Below are 16,085 nucleotides of genomic sequence, written 5' to 3' on the forward strand. Positions count from 1 at the left end.
GCTGAGGATGGTGGAAACGCCCCTCAGCCGAAGTCTTCGACTTCTTGAAGCCCACCGTCCGAGCCTACAAAAACACTGGCCGGACTCGCGCGCAGCCTGGAATGTCTCCGGGCGCGCGTCAGATTGATGAAGGACACGCAAAGTGGCACGTTACCTCGGCCCGAAGGCCAAACTTTCCCGCCGTGAAGGCACCGACCTGTTCCTGAAGAGCGCCCGCCGCGCCATCAGCGACAAGGCCAAGTTCGACACCAAGCCCGGCCAGCACGGCCGTACTTCGGGCCAGCGCACCTCCGACTTCGGTCTGCAGCTGCGCGAGAAGCAGAAGGTCAAGCGCATGTACGGCGTGCTGGAGCGCCAGTTCCGCCGCTACTTCGCCGAAGCCGAGCGCCGCAAGGGCTCGACCGGTGTGAACCTGCTGGTCCTGCTGGAATCGCGCCTGGACAACGTCGTCTATCGCATGGGCTTCGGCTCGACGCGCGCGGAAGCCCGCCAGCTGGTCTCGCACAAGAGCATCACGGTGAACGGCGAGGTCGTGAACATCGCTTCCTACCTGGTGAAGGCCGGCGACGTCGTCGCCGTGCGCGAGAAGGCCAAGAAGCAGCTGCGCATCGTCGACAGCCTGAAGCTGGCCGAGTCGATCGGCCTGCCGGCCTGGGTGGCCGTCGACGCCACCAAGATGGAAGGCGTCTTCAAGAAGACGCCGGATCGCGACGAGTTCGGCGCCGAGATCAACGAATCGCTGATCGTTGAGTTGTACTCGCGTTAATTCTTTCGTGCCTGCCGAGCGGCCCCGCAGGGGCCTGCTCGGCTTTTCCTCGTCCGGGCGTCGTCAGCTGTATTGGGCGCGCCTGGTTGGTCCCTCAGCCTTATCGGTGTAACGAACCGAGGGTATTGAAAGAAAGACCTCATGCAAACGAATCTGCTCAAACCCAAATCCATCACTGTGGAGCCCCTGGGCGGTCATCGCGCCAAGGTGATCCTGGAGCCGTTCGAACGCGGCTATGGCCACACCCTGGGCAACGCCCTGCGCCGTGTGCTGCTGTCCTCGATGGTGGGTTATGCGCCGACGGAAGTGACGATCGCGGGCGTGCTGCACGAGTACTCCGCCATCGACGGCGTTCAGGAAGATGTGGTCCACATCATGCTGAACCTGAAGGGCGTGGTGTTCCGCCTGCACAACCGTGAGGAAGTGACGCTGGTCCTGCGCAAGGAAGGCGAAGGCCCCGTCACCGCCGCTGACATCCAGACCCCGCACGACGTCGAGATCATCAACCCTGAGCACGTCATCGCCCACCTGTCGCAAGGCGGCAAGCTGGACATGCAGATCAAGGTCGAAAAGGGCCGCGGCTACGTGCCTGGCAACATGCGCCGCTACGGCGACGAGCCGACCAAGGCCATCGGTCGCATCGTGCTGGACGCCTCGTTCAGCCCGGTCAAGCGCGTCAGCTATGCCGTCGAGAACGCCCGCGTCGAGCAGCGTACCGACCTGGACAAGCTGGTCATGGAGATCGAGACCAACGGCGCGATCAGCCCGGAAGAAGCGATCCGCGCCTCGGCCAAGATCCTGGTCGAGCAGATGGCCGTCTTCGCCCAGCTGCAAGGCACCGATCTGGTCGACGTCTTCGACCAGGCGCCGGCCGCCCGTTCCAGCAGCTTCGATCCGATCCTGCTGCGTCCGGTCGACGAGCTCGAGCTGACCGTGCGCTCGGCCAACTGCCTGAAGGCCGAGAACATCTATTACATCGGTGACCTGATCCAGCGCACCGAGACCGAGCTGCTGAAGACCCCGAACCTGGGTCGCAAGTCGCTCAACGAGATCAAGGAAGTGCTCGCCTCGCGCGGCCTGACCCTGGGCTCGCGTCTCGAGAACTGGCCGCCCCAAGGTCTCGACAAGCGTTGATTTTTTGAAAGAGGGCGGGTCTGAGGACCCGTCCGGTGCCCCTGGCAGTACCTGATCCGGCTGCCGGCAATAACTGAAGGAAAGGAAAGCACCATGCGCCACCGTAACGGCCTCCGCAAACTGAACCGTACCAGCGAACACCGCGCCGCGATGTTCCGCAACATGGCGGTCTCGCTGCTGCAACACGAAGCGATCAAGACCACGCTGCCCAAGGCGAAGGAACTGCGTCGCATCGTCGAGCCGCTGATCACCCTGGCCAAGGAACCGACCGTCGCCAACCGTCGCCTGGCGTTCAACCGCCTGCGTGACCGCGACATCGTCGTCAAGCTGTTCAACGAGCTGGGCCCCCGTTTCGCCACCCGTCCGGGCGGCTACACCCGCATCCTGAAGATGGGCTTCCGTGTCGGCGACAACGCTCCGATGGCGTACGTCGAACTGGTTGATCGTCCGGAAGCGGCTGAAGGCGACGCCGCTGAATAATCAGCGACCCGCCCAAGCGCATGAAGGCCAGCAGCAATGCTGGCCTTTTTTCTTGTGTATCCGCGATACGCGCAGCGCAGGCCGGACATGGCGCCGGTCCAACGACAGGGCGTGCCGCTTGGCGCTAAGCTTCGCGCCTTTCCGATCTCTCGACGACGCGGTCCACGAAGCCGCACGCGTCCCGCGTTCATGACCCCTCTTGCCTTGATGCGACGCCTGATGCCGGCGCTGGTCCTGTTGCTGACCCTGGCCTCGGCGCTGCTCGCCGTCCCGGCCCGCGCCGACGATTTCCTCGACCCGGACCAGGCCTTCAAGGTCGACGTGCAGTTGACCGGCGATCGCGAGTTCCAGCTGAACTTCACGATCGCGCCCGGCTATTACATGTACCGCGACCAGTTCAAGCTGGAACCGGCGGGCGCGACGCTGGGCGACATCGCCTGGCCGACGCCCAAGCGCAAGTTCGATGAGACCTTCCAGAAGGAAGTCGAGACCTACCGCGACCGGCTGAGCATCAAGGTGCCGGTGACGGCGCTGCAGGCGGCGCCGCTGAAGCTGGTGCTGACCGGCCAAGGCTGCGCGGACAAGGGCTTGTGCTATCCGCCGATGAAGAGCGAGCTGACGCTGGGCCTGAAGGGCTTCGGCGGCGACGGCGGCGTGAAGATCGGTGCGGCGCCGGACGCGCTGAGCGGTTTCGGCGTATCGAACGCAGTGGCATCGACGCCGGCCGCCGCGGCGACCGGCAACGCCGAAGGCGCGGTCGCAGGCGCCGCGGCGTCTCGTTCGAGCTCGCCGCTGGACGAGGTGCTGGCTTCCGGCCGCCTGTGGCTGGTCATCGGCGCGTTCTTCGCGGCCGGCGTGCTGTTGTCGCTGACGCCGTGCGTGCTGCCGATGCTCCCCATCCTGTCGTCGATCATCGTCGGCCAAGGCGGCACGCCGTCGCGGGCGCGCGGCTTCTTCCTGGCCTTCAGCTACTCGCTGGGCATGGCGCTGCTGTACACGGCGCTGGGCGTCGCGGCGGGCCTCGCGGGTGGCGGCCTGGCGGCTTACCTCCAGAAACCCTGGGTACTGACGCTGTTCGCGCTGCTCCTGATCGGCTTCTCGCTGTCGATGTTCGGGGTCTACGAGATCCAGTTGCCGAGCCGCTTCACCGGCGGCGTGTCCGATGCGACCCAGCGCTTGCCCGCCGGTAAGTTCTTCAGCGTCTTCGTGATGGGGGCGCTGTCCGCGCTGATCGTGAGCCCCTGCGTCGCGGCGCCGCTGGCCGGCGCGCTGCTCTACATCAGCCAGACCGGCAATGTGGCGGTCGGCGGCCTGGCGCTGTTCGCGCTGGCCTGGGGCATGAGCGTCCCGCTGCTGCTGCTCGGCCTGTCGGCGGGCACGCTCCTGCCGCGCGCCGGGCCCTGGATGGAAACGGTCAAGTATTTCTTCGGGCTGCTGCTGCTGTCGGTCGCGCTGTGGATCGTGCAGCCGGTGCTGCCTGCGGTCGTCGCGCAGCTGCTCTGGGGGGCGCTGTTGATCGCGCTGGCCGCGCTGCTGGGGCTTTTCCAGCGCGTCGAGGCCAACACGCCCCGCGTGTGGCTGCGCAAGAGCGCCGCCGTCGCGGCGATGGTGTTCGGCGTGTCGCAGTTCATTGGCGTCGCGGCTGGAGGCACCGACACGCTGAAGCCCTTGGCGGGTGTCGTGGGCGCGGGCAAGGGCGCAGCGGCGGCGGTGTCCGCTGGCGAGCCGGTCGCGGTGAACTTCCACAAGGTCAAGAGCGTCGCCGAGCTCGACGAGGCGCTGCGCACCGCCGGCAAGCCGGTGATGCTGGATTTCTACGCCGACTGGTGTGTGTCCTGCAAGGAGATGGAGCGCTTCACCTTCACCGATGCGCGCGTGCAGGCGAAGCTCGCCGGCGCGCTGTTGCTGAAGGCTGATGTCACGGCGAACAACGCCGAAGACCGCGAACTGCTCAAGCGCTTCAAGCTGTTCGGTCCCCCCGGCACGATCTTTTTCGACCCCAAGGGGGAGGAACTGGCTGGCGCGCGAGTCATCGGCTTCCAGGACGCTGATCGCTTCCTCCAGTCGTTGCAGGCGGCCGGCCTTTGAATCTTGCGAAGACTGTCGTCAGAAGTTGAGACGACGGTCGGTTCCGTGCTACACTCTCTTTCTTCGATCGCGGGGTGGAGCAGTCTGGTAGCTCGTTGGGCTCATAACCCAAAGGTCGTAGGTTCAAATCCTGCCCCCGCAACCAATCGAACAAGGGCCCTCATGCGAGGGCCCTTTGTTCTTTTCAGCGCCGTTCAGGTCACGCGCAGCTTCGGACCTTCTCCCGATGCCGTGACGCGGCCGATGACCGCCGCCGCGTCGAACCCGTGACGCGCGAAGACGGCGAGTACCGCGTCCACCGCAGCCGGTGCGCACGACACGAGCAAGCCACCGCTGGTCTGCGGATCGCTCAGGAGCGCTTGCGCCTGCGAGGGCAGCGAGCCGGCCAAGGCCACCTCCGCGCCGTAGGCGGCCCAGTTGCGGCCCGATGCGCCGGTCACGAAGCCATCGCCCGCCAGCGAGGGCACGCCTTCGAGCAGCGGTACCGCCCGCCAATCGATCTCCACCGCGCAGCCCGATCCGCGCGCGATCTCCAAGGCGTGCCCTGCCAAACCAAAGCCGGTGACGTCGGTGAGCGCATGGACGCCGTCGAGCGCGGCCAGCTCCGGCCCGGGCGTGTTCAGCTTGGTCGTGGTCGCGAGCATCCGCTGATAGGCCGCGTCGTCGAGCTTCCCCTTCTTGAGCGCTGCCGACATCACGCCGACGCCCAGCGCCTTGCCCAGCACCAGCACATCGCCGGCGCGGGCATCCGCGTTGCGCTTCACCCGGGAGGGATGCACCAGTCCCAACGCCACCAGGCCATAGATCGGCTCGACCGAATCGATCGTGTGTCCGCCCGCGATCGGGATGCCCGCCTCGCGACAGACCGACGCACCGCCTTCGAGGATCCTGCCGATGGTCGCCGTGCTCAGGACCGCGACCGGCATGCCGACCAGGGCCAGCGCCATGATGGGCTTGCCGCCCATGGCATAGACGTCGCTGATCGCGTTGGTCGCGGCGATGCGACCGAAGTCATTCGGGTCGTCGACGATCGGCATGAAGAAGTCGGTGGTGGCGATCAGCGCCTGTTCGTCGTTGAGCCGATAGACGGCAGCGTCGTCCGCCGTCTCTATCCCGACGAGCAGTTCGCGGGGGACGGGTAGGGCACTCGTCCCCTGGAGGATTTCCGAGAGCACGCCCGGCGCGATCTTGCAGCCGCAGCCGCCGCCGTGCGACAGCGAGGTGAGTCGGGGCTCGGAAGGGGGATTGGCGGGGGAGGAAGGATTCATGGCCGGGCAGCTTACCGCGCGCCGGCTCCACCGACCGGGGGAGCGCGCTCAGCCAGCCCTTGCTGAAGGGCGATGAATGCGTCCATGGCGGCCCAGAGGGGTGCGTAGCGCGACTCGTCGCCGTCGAGCTGTGCCAACGCGAGGGCGCTGGCCTCGAGCGTGCTGCGTTGCGATGCCGCGTGCGCGCGCCGGATGGCGTAGCGCGAAGGCGGCGGCGCATCGAGCGCCATCCGTGGGAGCGCCTGCAGCCAGGGGTTCTCATGAAGCAGCCGTCGACTGCGGCGCCAGGTCCCGTCCAGGACAACCAGGGTGGTGAGCGGCGGCGTACCAGCGAGCGGATATCCATGGCGCGCCTCACCGTGGCGCGCAGGCGCTGGTTCCACGGTCGCGGCGTTGCCGGGCGCCGCCGGATAAAGCAACACGAGCCCGGCGGTCGAGGCCGGCGGATCGAATCGTTCGCCGATACGCAGTTCGACGCGAGACAGGCAGCGCGCCAGCAGGCTCGCCGTGCCCTTGGCCTGTCCGGCCTCGTCGCGGTCCTGGAGGATCAGCAGCGGGGTGAGGTTGTCGACCGGCCGCACGCACGCGCACCAACAGCCGACCGACGGTCGGCTGCAGCCATCGCAATGCGCGCGGCGCCCGGCGCGTTCGCTGCGCGGCGGGCGCTCGTCGGCAACCATGGTGGGAGCGCGTCAGCGCGCGGTCAGCCGATCAGCGCGGTTGGCGCGGCGGCTTGCGGCCTTCGTTCGGGCGGCCATCACGGCGGGGTCCATCGCCGCGCGGTGCCTGGCCGGGACCGCCAGGTCGTTCTTCGCCACGAGGGCCACCACGACGATGCTCCTGGCCTCTGGGCGGCCGGTCATGGCGCTCCTGACGCGGCGGCTGTTGCGCCTCCTCCTCGCGCGCCAGCTTCAGCTGGGCATCGAGCTGTTCCTGCGTCAGGCCCTTGAGCGCACAGAAGTTGGCCGGCGTCAGCGTGGTGCGCGAGAAGTCGCGCAGCAACTGCGCGCGTTCCTGGCGTCCGCGGTCTTCCTCGGCGCGACGCGCCTCGGTGATGCCACGTCGGCGAGTCAGCTCTTCCTGGGCGGCGTTGCGGTGCTCGTCGCTCAGCTCGCCGGCGGGCTGGCCGTCCAGGTCGAAGCGGGTCTTGGCCCGAGTCAGCGCGATCAGATAGCCGGTGCCGCCGGTATAGCGGCGCAGGAAGGCCGACAGCTGGGCCTTCGTGAACTGGCCCGGGGCGCGCTGCTGGATGTCGGACTGGACCCGCAGCTTCAGCGGCTTCGCGCCGCCGCCGAACAGGGCCGGGAAGAGCTCCTTCAGCTTGGCGGCGACCGCCTGGACGTCGACGCGTCCGCCCTCGGCCGGCTTGGCCGGACTCGGCGCGGCGCTCGCGTCGGGCGGGCTGGCCTCGCCGGCGGCATCTCCCGCTTCCGGGGCAGGCGCGGCGTCGGCTTGCGGCGCCGTCAGCGCGGCATCAGTCGTCTCGGCGACGGGGGCCTTCGGGTCCGGGACTTCGGGGGAGGTCACTTCGCCTTGCGGCGGGGTGCTGGAGGACATGCATCAAGCGGCGCGGGGCCGGCCTTCGGGAAAAAGGGGGATTGTGCCCATAGCCGCGCGGGCGTGGCAATTCGCGCCGATCGACGGCGGCCGTCCGTCCTGCCTGAAGACGGCCGCCGGGAAGGGGAATCAGGTCTTGGGTTCGCAGGCGGGCTTGCAGACCAGTTCGGTCCGGCCCAGGATGCGCTTGGACTGCAGGCTGCTCGGAGGACGGTGCCGACCGCACTTGAAGCAGGAACGGGTCTGGCCGCTGCCCTGGAACGGCGACCCTCCCAGCTTGGAGGCGTAGCGCAGGCCGTCTTCCCGAACGGCGGTGCTGGTGTCTTTGCTCATGGTCTCGCTTCGCTTGGCGCTCTTGTTCGCACCGGCGGGGTCGTGTCCCGGCGGTGCATCGATTCCCTCGCAATCCATATTAGGTGGGGCGTATGACGCCCCGCTACATCGCTTGCCCGGGGGTGAAAGCACCGGCCGACGAACGGTCGCAATTGCACCGACAATCGCCCGCTGCCCGGCAGGACCGGGCGTGCAAGGACCATGGCCAAACTGTTTTTTCGCTACGCCGCGATGAATGCCGGCAAGTCCACCGCATTGCTGCAGGTGGCGCACAACTACGAGGAGCGCGGCCATGCGGTGCGCCTGTTCACCGCCGGGGTCGACGACCGCTACGGCAAGGGATTCATCACCTCGCGGCTGGGGCCGCAGCGCGTGGCGGAGGTGTTCACCGCCGAGACGGACTTCCGCGCGCTGATCACGCAGTCGCCGGGCATCGCCTGCATCCTGCTGGACGAGGCGCAGTTCCTCACGCAGGACCAGGTCTGGTCGCTCCACGAGATCGCGCACATGCGCCATGTGCCCGTGATCTGCTACGGGCTGCGGACCGACTTCCGCGGCGCCTTGTTCACCGGTTCGGCGGCGCTGCTGGCGCTGGCCGACGAGATGGACGAGATGAAGACCATCTGCGACTGCGGCCGCAAGGCGACGATGAACATGCGCGTCGACGCCGCCGGCCGAAAGCTGACCGAAGGCGCGCAGGTCGAGATCGGCGGCAACTCCCGTTACCGCGCGGTCTGTGGACGCTGCTTCAGGGCGTCTTGAGGGCGCCCGGTAAGCCTGGGCTTACTTCTTGGTTGCCAGCTGCTCTTCCAGTTCCTTGCAGGACGGAGCGCAGACGGGTTGGGACTTGCCCAGCAACTTGCGGGACTTCAGCAGCGCGCGGGGGCGATGCTTACCGCAAAGGAAGCACGACATGGTTGCCGCGCCAAACGAAGAGGTCGCCGCGAAGGGCGAGCCGGGAGCTTTAGAGCGATAGCGCAGACCATCGGCTTCGATGGTCGTCTTGGTCGTATCCTTGGCCACGCTGATCCTGATCCTGATAAGAGTTTGAAATGCCGCGCCGACCACCCCAAGTTCCCCCCAGGGGCGGACGGCGAAACCCGTATTTTCCTATAAGCCGGCCCCTCCCCGTACCGGGGCATCGCTAATGACCTCGCGCGAAGGTCGCCCGAATCGGTTGCAAGAGACATTCGCCGCACGGATGGGCCGGTAACACAGCCTCCCGGCGGCTTGGCAGCGTTTAGGGAAAACACCTAGAATGCCGCCCGCGCCGTTCACCGTGGCGTCAATGACAAGGACACATGAGGGAGCGAGCGCAACGATGGAAAGGATCGAGGGGCTGTTTGCCGCCATGCGGGCGGCCAGTCAGGAACTGGAATGGCCGGCGACCGAGGCCCGCGACAGCGGCCTGGACACCGCCGGCGAACTGGCCGAGCGCTACGCGCAGGCCATCAGCGAGGCCCTGTGCGGCCACTTCCGCAGTTCGCACGCCAGCCTGTGGCTGCTGGACGGCGAACCGGGCGCCTACCGCCTGCGCTGCCTCGGCGCCCATGCGATCGACGGACCGAGCCGCCAACCGCCGGTCTGCGAGCAGCGCGCCTATCCCGGTTATTTCGACACCTTGCTGTCCGAAGGCGTTTTCAACTGCGCCGATGCGCGCACCGATCCCCGTCTGAGCACCCTGCAGCCGCCGCCCACCTGGCGCGCGATGCTGGACGTCAGCGGCCAGATCAACGGCAGGACCTTTGGCGTGATCGCGCTGGGGGAGCGCGACCAGGCCCGCGTGTGGACCAAACGCGAGGAACTCGACCTGCGCCGCGCCACCGCGAAGGCTTGCCTGCACCTGCATGCCTGGCGCCACGAGCTGGAAACCGTCTGACCACCGCCTGACCTCGCCGGCGGCGGCCGTCCCCCTCATTCCCCGTCGTTCCCCCGTCGTTCCCTCTTCAGGGCGTGGATCAGCGGCCATTGAACCTGGGCGCGCGTTTCTCCTGCCAGGCGCGAACGCCTTCCGCCAGATCCTCCGACGCGTTCGACACCGCGATGTCCGCGCGCAGCGCCTCGGTGTCGAGCCGGCCGTTGGCGATCGCGTTCAGATGGCGCTTCATGCCGGCGAGCGCCAGCGGCGCGAAGCCGCAGAGCCGCTCGCACAGGGACTGCGCCGCCGCCTGGAGCGCCTCGCCGTCGTCCAGCAGGTGATCCAGGAAACCGCTGGCGTGCATCGCCTCGGCGTCCAGGGTCTCGCCGGCCAGCAGCACCCGCTTGGCCATCGACAGCCCCAGCCGGTTCACGTACCGCTCCATGCCGCCGCGATAGAAGTGCAGCCCCAATCGCGCGGCGGGCACGAACATCTCGCACTGCCGCACGCCGAGCCGGAAATCGCAGGCCAACGCGAGGTCCGTGGCGCCGCCGTAGACACCGCCCTGCAGGGCCGCGACCGTCACCGGCCGCGCCTGTTCCCAGGCGTCGGTGAGCGACTCGAACAAGGCGCCCGCGTCCACGCCGGGCACCGCGTCGATGTTGAAGCCGCTGCAGAAATGCCGGCCCTCGGCGCGGAGCAACAGCACGCGGACCGAGGGCGTGGCCTCGACCTCGCGCAGGTGGGCCTGCAGCGTCTGCAGGTCGATCAGCTCGAGGCGGTTGGCGACATGCGGCCGCCGCAGCGTCACGCGGGCGAGCGGTCCGTCGATCTCCAGCGCGGGGATGTGTTGAGGCATGGCGGCGCAGTCTAGCGAAGCGGCGCGTAGCACAAACCGTCCCAACGAGCCTCAACTTCGACCGACCGGTCGGATTAATCAATTGCGAAATGTCAATGCGGCATCCACTGACGGAGCGCCGAGGGCTTCCCGCTAGAGTCGGTCGCCACACGTCGCATGAACGACCAACCCCGGGCGATGGCCTTCGGAGCGTTCGCGACGCCGCCGGCACGCATCGGCGGCGCGCGATCAACGGCCCCGCCCGGCACCACGACAGGAGACAAGGTGGACGGGGCGATTGCAAGCATCCTGGTGCTGGACGGGGTGACCAACGGCGCGATCTACGCGCTGCTGGCACTGGCCCTGGTCCTCGTGTTCGCGGTCACGCGGGTGATCTTCATTCCTCAGGGGGAATTCGTCGCTTTCGGCGCGCTGACGCTGGCGGGACTGCAGCTCGGCCACACGCCGCTGACGATCCACTTCCTGATCGCGATGGCGCTGCTGGCGGCGGTGCTGGACCTGATCGCCGCCGCGCGCGCCGGACGCCTCGCGGCGGAACTGGTGCCGATCGCGCTGCGCGCCGTGCCCGGCGTCGCGATCGGGCTGTGCGCGCTCTGGCTGGCGCCGATGAAGCTGCCGCTGGTGGCGCAGGCGCTGCTGACGCTGGCGGTGGTCACGCCGATGGGCGGGCTGCTGTACCGCCTGGCCTACCAGTCGCTGGCCGACGCCTCGGTGCTGGTGCTGCTGATCGTCTCGGTCGGCGTGCACTTCGCGCTGACCGGGCTGGGCCTGGTGTTCTTCGGCGCGGAGGGCTCGCGCAATCCGAGCTTCTGGGACGCGAGCTACGCGGCCGGGCCGCTGATGTTCTCGGGCCAGACGCTGATCATCGTGATGGCCTCGGCCGCGCTGATCGTGGCGCTGTGGCTGTTCTTCGAGAAAAGCCTCTACGGCAAGGCGCTGCGCGCGACCGCGGTGAACCGGCTCGGCGCGCGGCTGATGGGCATCTCCAGCACCTCGGCCGGGCGGCTCTCGTTCACGCTGGCGGCCTTCATCGGCGCGCTGTCCGGCATCCTGATCAGCCCGACCACGACGATCTTCTACGACAGCGGTTTCCTCATCGGCCTGAAGGGCTTCGTGGCCGCGGTCTTCGCCGGGCTCTCCAGCTACCCCGGCGCGGCGCTGGGCGCGCTGCTCGTCGGCCTGATCGAGTCCTTCAGCTCCTTCTGGGCCAGCGCCTTCAAGGAGGTCATCGTCTTCACCACCATCCTGCCGGTGCTGCTGTGGCGCAGCTGGCGCGACCCGCACCATGAAGAGCATTGACGTGAGCTCCGACCGAGCCGCCATGAAGGCCTCGCCCCCCGTGCCCCCCGTGCCCGCCGCGGCGCGCCCATGGTCGCGCCGCCTCGCGCCGGCGCTGCTGCTGGCGGTGCTCGCGGTACTGCCGCTGCTGCCCGTGCCCGAGTTCTGGATCACGCAGCTGAACTACATCGGCATGTTCGCGCTGGTCGCGCTCGGCCTGGTGCTGCTGACTGGCGTCGGCGGCCTGACGTCCTTCGGCCAGGCCGCCTTCGTCGGGGTGGGGGCGTACACGACGGCGCTGCTCAGCGCGCGCTACGGCCTGTCGCCGTGGCTGGGCCTGGCCGCGGGCCTGGCGATCACGCTGGCGATCGCGCTGGTGCTGGCGCTGATCACGCTGCGCATGTCCGGCCATTACCTGCCGCTGGCCACCATCGCCTGGGCGCTGAGCCTGAACTTCTCGATCGCCAACATGGAGTCGCTGGGCAAGTACGACGGCCTGCTCGGCGTGCCGGCCATCGAGCTCTTCGGCATCAGCCTGGCCGACGGCCGCGCCATCTACTACCTGATCTGGCTGTTCGCGATCGTCGGCGCGATCGCCGTGCGCAACCTGCTGGACTCGAGGCCCGGGCGGGCGATCCGGGCGCTCGGCGGCGCGACGGTGATGGCCGAGGCCATGGGCGTCTCCACCTTCCGCTACAAGGTCGTGATCTTCCTGATCGCGGCGCTGCTGGCCTCGGTGTCGGGCTGGCTGTTCGCGCATGTCCAGCGCACGGTGAACCCCAGCCCCTTCGGCCTGAAGATGGGCATCGAATACCTGTTCATGGCCGTCGTCGGCGGCGTGTCCAGCGTCTGGGGCGCCTTCGTGGGCGCCGGGGTGTTCAAGATCATCGAGGACCAGCTCAAGGAGCTGCTGCCCGCGCTGCTGGGCAGCAACGGCAACTTCGAGATCATCGTGCTCGGCATCGTGCTGGTGCTCATGCTGAAGTACGCGCCCAAGGGGCTGTGGCCGTCGCTGCAGGGGCTGCTGTCGCGCTGGTGGCCGGCGGCCCCTCGGGAACGGGACTGGGAGGGCGCGGCCGCGCTCGCGTCGCGTCCCAAGCCGCCGGCCGGCTCGGTGCTGCTGCGGGTCGACAGGCTGCGCAAGCAGTTCGGCGGCCTGGTGGCGGTGAACGATGTCAGCTTCGAGCTGCGCGCCGGCGAGATCATGGGCTTGATCGGCCCCAATGGCGCCGGCAAGTCCACGACCTTCAACCTGGTCTCCGGCGTGCTGCCGGCGACCAGCGGCGAGCTGCGCTTCGCCGGCGAATCCATCACCGGGCTGCCTGCGCGCCAGATCGCGCGTCGCGGCCTCTCGCGCACCTTCCAGCACGTGAAGATGATCGCGGACATGACGGTGCTGGAGAACGTCGCGCTGGGCGGCTACCTGCGCTCGCACAGCGGCACGGCGAAGGCGATGCTGCGGCTGGACCGCGCCGAGGAGCGGCGCCTGTTCGCCGAGGCCGAATCGCAGCTGCGCCGCATCGGCATGCAGGACCACCTGCACGAGCTGGCCGGCAACCTGGCGCTGGGGCCGCAGCGGCTGATGGAGATCGCCCGGGCGCTGTGCGCGGACCCGTCGCTGCTGCTGCTCGACGAGCCGGCCGCCGGGCTGCGCCACAAGGAGAAGCAGGCGCTGGCCGCGGTGCTGCGGCAGCTGCGCGCCGAGGGAATGAGCATCCTGCTGGTCGAGCACGACATGGACTTCGTGATGGGCCTGACCGACCGCATCGTCGTGATGGAGTTCGGCACCAAGCTGATCGAGGGCACGCCCGCCGAGGTGCAGGCCAGCCCCGAGGTGCGCGCGGCCTACCTGGGAACGGAACACTGACATGAGCGAGTTGTTGAAGGTCAGCGGCCTGCACGCCGGCTACGGGCGCGCGGAGGTGCTCACCGGGCTGGACCTGCGGCTGCGCCAGGGCGAGGTGGTCACGGTGATCGGCCCCAACGGCGCCGGCAAGAGCACCACGCTCAATGCGCTGATGGGCGTGCTGCCCGCGCGCGGCCAGGTGCTGTTCGACGGCGAGGACGTCAACGGCCTGGGCCTGGAGGAGCGCGTGATGAAGGGTCTCGCGCTGGTACCGGAGAAGCGCGAGCTGTTCACGACGATGTCGGTCGAGGACAACCTGGTGCTCGGTGGCTTCCGGCCGATGCGCCTGGGCCAGAAGGACTGGCGCGATGAGCTGGAGCGCGTCTACGCGCTGTTCCCGCGCCTGAAGGAACGCCGCGCGCAGCTGGCGGGCACGCTGTCCGGCGGCGAGCGGCAGATGCTGGCCGTCGGGCGCGCGCTGATGGCGCGGCCCAAGCTGCTGATGCTCGACGAGCCCAGCCTCGGCCTGGCGCCGCTGATCGTCAAGGAGGTGTTCCGCATCGTCGCGCAGTTGCGCGAGGCCGGCGTATCCATCCTCCTCATCGAGCAGAACGCCCGCGCGGCGCTCGAGGTCGCCGACTACGGGTACGTGCTGGAGACCGGCGAGATCGCGCTCGAAGGCAAGGCCGCGGACCTGGCCAAGGATCCGCGGGTCATCGAGACCTACCTGGGCGCGAGTCGCCAGGCGCACTGAGCCAGCCGCACTGAGCCAGCCGCACTGAGCCAGCCGCACTGGGCCGGCACCGCGCGAGGCCGGTCGCGGCGCACGCCGACGGGGCGTCAGCCCGGCTGGCCCTCGGCGAACATCCGGGCCATGCGCGCCTTGAGCTCGGCCTCGGAGACATCCTCCTTGTGGGTGGCCAGCATCCACTTGTGGCCGAACGGATCCGCGATCACCCCCATGCGATCGCCCCAGAACTGGTCAGCCACCGGCATCTCCACCTTGGCGCCGGCGCCCTCGGCGGTCTTCACCGTCGCGTCGACGTCGGGCACGTAGAGCACCACCGTCGTGGCGCTGCCGTTCAGGCTCAAGGGGCTGAGCGCGCCGCAGTGCGAGCGCTCCTCGGTCAACATGAACTTCGCGCCGCCCACGCTCAGCTCGGCATGCATCACGCCGTCCGGCGCGTCGAGCCGCAACTCGAGCTTGGCGCCGAAGGCGCGCTGGTAGAAATCGATCGCCGCGGCGGCGCCACGGATGGTGAGGTAGGGCGTCGCGCCGGTCGCGGGGGGGACGGCGGGTACGGAAGCAGTCATCGCAATCTCCTTCGGTCAAGGGTGGGTCACCTGCAGACGACGAACGGCGCCAGCCGGAATCGACACGGCGTCGACAGCCGGGCCGCGCCCACCCCGAATCGGGGGAGTGACGCGAGCTGGCCGGAACGCGCGCGGGCGGTGCCCACCATAATCCGCCGACTTCCCACCATGGCGCTCCTGTCCTCCCTCCGCAAACTGCTGTCCGGCTCCGGCGATGCCACGTCGGCCGGTCGGCCTGCTTCCTCCGCCGACGCGACCGCGCGGCCGGCGGCCCCGTCCGCCGCACCGGCGGGACCGGGCGCGGCCGCGTCACCGCCGTCGCAGCCGTTCGCGTCGGCGCACTCGCACGGGCCCAGCCAGGTGTCGACCCAGACGGCGGTCTACACCGGCGGCGAGATCGTCTTCCCCGCGCTCGAGGCCTCGCCGGAGTGGTTGCAGTTCAGCGCGCGGCTGTTGGGCCTGTCGCGGCTCAAGGACGTGCCGCCGTCCGCCGGCGAGCAGGGGCTGATGCAGCGCCTGCAGGGGCAGCGTGGCTCCCAGTGGGCCGACCAACTGCCGCGCCTGCCGGCGGTGTTGCCGCAGCTGATGCGGCTGGCGCGCCGACCGGATGTCGCGCGGGCGGAGCTGGTGCAGCTGCTGTCGCGCGATCCCAGCCTGGTCGGCGAGCTGATGCGGCTGGCCAATTCGCCGCGCTACCGGCCCGAGCGCGAGATCACCGACCTGTCGGGCGCGGTGACGGTGCTGGGTCAGCAGGGGCTGGATCAACTGGTGATGGGCGCCGCGATGCGGCCGATCTTCCATCAGGGCAAGGGCCGCTACGGCAGCCGGGCGGGCACGCTGCTCTGGGACCTGAGCGAACGCACCGCCTTCGCCACGCGGCGGCTGGCCAACGCCGGGGACGACGAGTTCGCCGCCTACCTGGCCGGGCTCAGCTCGCAGCTCGGCCTGATGGCCCTGCTGCGCGTGCTGGACGCGATGTCGGCGCCCTCGGTGCCGCCGCTGGATCGGGAGGGTCTGCATCGCCAACTGCTGCCGCTGACGGCCACCTGGTCGGCGCAGATCGTCGAGCACTGGGGGTTTCCGCCGCAGGTCGCCGAGGCGCTCGCGCCTCGCCCCGGGCGCGGCGCAGCGTCGGCGGTGCTGGCGGTGCTGGTGCGGCAAGCCCAGTCCGTCGCGCTGCGCCAGTTGATGCAGCCGGGCCTGCAGCCCGCGCAACTGGGCGACTGGTCCGCCGCGCAGCAGCGCTGTTATGCGGCCATGGACAGCGAGTTCGGCGCCGGCTCACCCGCTTGAGCGCCCGGCCT

At 69.1% G+C, this 16,085-nt stretch carries 17 protein-coding genes and 1 tRNA gene; 11 read left to right on the forward strand and 7 right to left on the reverse strand.

Features of this window, described 5'->3' with window-relative positions:
* Window positions 1–142: 142 nt before the first annotated feature.
* From rpsD to ACTJKJ_RS16065, 5 genes are all read left to right on the forward strand, one after another.
* On the forward strand, window positions 143–766 hold the full coding sequence (gene rpsD, locus ACTJKJ_RS16045; protein ID WP_091728049.1) for a 30S ribosomal protein S4: 624 nt from the start codon (window positions 143–145) through the stop codon (window positions 764–766).
* 141 nt (window positions 767–907) lie between these two features.
* Entirely contained in the window at window positions 908–1,900 is a 993-nt protein-coding gene (locus tag ACTJKJ_RS16050) for a DNA-directed RNA polymerase subunit alpha (protein ID WP_067065206.1), read from the forward strand.
* 93 nt (window positions 1,901–1,993) lie between these two features.
* A complete protein-coding gene (rplQ, locus tag ACTJKJ_RS16055) occupies window positions 1,994–2,380 on the forward strand; it encodes a 50S ribosomal protein L17 (RefSeq protein WP_091728047.1) in 387 nt (128 codons plus the stop codon).
* Window positions 2,381–2,569: 189 nt separating this feature from the next.
* Window positions 2,570–4,468, forward strand: a complete 1,899-nt coding sequence (gene dsbD / locus ACTJKJ_RS16060) for a protein-disulfide reductase DsbD (protein ID WP_440821025.1) — start codon at window positions 2,570–2,572, stop codon at window positions 4,466–4,468.
* Window positions 4,469–4,536: 68 nt separating this feature from the next.
* A tRNA-Met gene (locus tag ACTJKJ_RS16065) sits at window positions 4,537–4,613 on the forward strand.
* Window positions 4,614–4,662: 49 nt separating this feature from the next.
* Here the strand turns inward: ACTJKJ_RS16065 and selD are convergent.
* The 4 genes from selD to ACTJKJ_RS16085 all read right to left on the reverse strand — a co-directional run bounded on the left by selD (window position 4,663) and on the right by ACTJKJ_RS16085 (window position 7,626).
* Window positions 4,663–5,736, reverse strand: a complete 1,074-nt coding sequence (gene selD, locus ACTJKJ_RS16070) for a selenide, water dikinase SelD (protein WP_440821026.1) — start codon at window positions 5,734–5,736, stop codon at window positions 4,663–4,665.
* An 11-nt stretch (window positions 5,737–5,747) separates the two neighbouring features.
* A complete protein-coding gene (locus ACTJKJ_RS16075; protein WP_440821027.1) occupies window positions 5,748–6,416 on the reverse strand; it encodes a tRNA-uridine aminocarboxypropyltransferase in 669 nt (222 codons plus the stop codon).
* 31 nt (window positions 6,417–6,447) lie between these two features.
* On the reverse strand, window positions 6,448–7,293 hold the full coding sequence (locus ACTJKJ_RS16080) for a ProQ/FINO family protein (RefSeq protein WP_440821028.1): 846 nt from the start codon (window positions 7,291–7,293) through the stop codon (window positions 6,448–6,450).
* Between the two features lie 129 nt (window positions 7,294–7,422).
* The gene (locus ACTJKJ_RS16085; protein ID WP_091728034.1) at window positions 7,423–7,626 is read right to left on the reverse strand and encodes a hypothetical protein; all 204 of its coding nucleotides are present in this window, start codon (window positions 7,624–7,626) and stop codon (window positions 7,423–7,425) included.
* A gap of 201 nt (window positions 7,627–7,827) precedes the next feature.
* Here ACTJKJ_RS16085 and ACTJKJ_RS16090 point away from each other — a divergent pair, with 201 nt between their 5' ends.
* Window positions 7,828–8,388 carry a thymidine kinase gene (locus ACTJKJ_RS16090; RefSeq protein ID WP_099860285.1) on the forward strand — a complete coding sequence of 187 codons (561 nt, stop codon included), beginning with the start codon at window positions 7,828–7,830 and terminating at the stop codon, window positions 8,386–8,388.
* 21 nt (window positions 8,389–8,409) lie between these two features.
* Here ACTJKJ_RS16090 and ACTJKJ_RS16095 read toward each other — a convergent pair whose 3' ends face one another.
* Entirely contained in the window at window positions 8,410–8,649 is a 240-nt protein-coding gene (locus tag ACTJKJ_RS16095) for a hypothetical protein (protein WP_091728029.1), read from the reverse strand.
* Window positions 8,650–8,947: 298 nt separating this feature from the next.
* Here ACTJKJ_RS16095 and ACTJKJ_RS16100 point away from each other — a divergent pair, with 298 nt between their 5' ends.
* On the forward strand, window positions 8,948–9,505 hold the full coding sequence (locus ACTJKJ_RS16100) for a GAF domain-containing protein (protein WP_440821029.1): 558 nt from the start codon (window positions 8,948–8,950) through the stop codon (window positions 9,503–9,505).
* A gap of 79 nt (window positions 9,506–9,584) precedes the next feature.
* Here ACTJKJ_RS16100 and ACTJKJ_RS16105 read toward each other — a convergent pair whose 3' ends face one another.
* Complete coding sequence (locus ACTJKJ_RS16105; protein WP_440821030.1) at window positions 9,585–10,343, reverse strand: enoyl-CoA hydratase/isomerase family protein; 759 nt, start codon at window positions 10,341–10,343, stop codon at window positions 9,585–9,587.
* 264 nt (window positions 10,344–10,607) lie between these two features.
* Here ACTJKJ_RS16105 and ACTJKJ_RS16110 point away from each other — a divergent pair, with 264 nt between their 5' ends.
* From ACTJKJ_RS16110 to ACTJKJ_RS16120, 3 genes are read left to right on the forward strand one after another with little or no spacing between them, the layout of a single operon-like run.
* Window positions 10,608–11,642, forward strand: a complete 1,035-nt coding sequence (locus ACTJKJ_RS16110; RefSeq protein WP_440821147.1) for a branched-chain amino acid ABC transporter permease — start codon at window positions 10,608–10,610, stop codon at window positions 11,640–11,642.
* A gap of 22 nt (window positions 11,643–11,664) precedes the next feature.
* A complete protein-coding gene (locus tag ACTJKJ_RS16115; protein WP_091728014.1) occupies window positions 11,665–13,488 on the forward strand; it encodes a branched-chain amino acid ABC transporter ATP-binding protein/permease in 1,824 nt (607 codons plus the stop codon).
* Window position 13,489: 1 nt separating this feature from the next.
* Window positions 13,490–14,221 (forward strand): ABC transporter ATP-binding protein, encoded by a 732-nt coding sequence (locus tag ACTJKJ_RS16120; protein ID WP_147242312.1) that lies wholly within the window; start codon window positions 13,490–13,492, stop codon window positions 14,219–14,221.
* A gap of 86 nt (window positions 14,222–14,307) precedes the next feature.
* On the opposite strand, the gene ACTJKJ_RS16125 is transcribed toward ACTJKJ_RS16120, so the two are convergent.
* Window positions 14,308–14,781: a VOC family protein gene (locus ACTJKJ_RS16125; RefSeq protein ID WP_440821031.1), complete on the reverse strand. Its 474-nt coding sequence runs from the start codon at window positions 14,779–14,781 to the stop codon at window positions 14,308–14,310.
* A gap of 168 nt (window positions 14,782–14,949) precedes the next feature.
* On the opposite strand from ACTJKJ_RS16125, the gene ACTJKJ_RS16130 reads away from it, so the two are divergent.
* Complete coding sequence (locus ACTJKJ_RS16130; RefSeq protein ID WP_297382969.1) at window positions 14,950–16,074, forward strand: HDOD domain-containing protein; 1,125 nt, start codon at window positions 14,950–14,952, stop codon at window positions 16,072–16,074.
* Window positions 16,075–16,085 lie beyond the last annotated feature (11 nt).

It is taken from the genome of Roseateles sp. 22389, assembly GCF_052044995.1.
In the GTDB taxonomy this organism is placed as follows: Bacteria; Pseudomonadota; Gammaproteobacteria; order Burkholderiales; family Burkholderiaceae_C; genus Roseateles.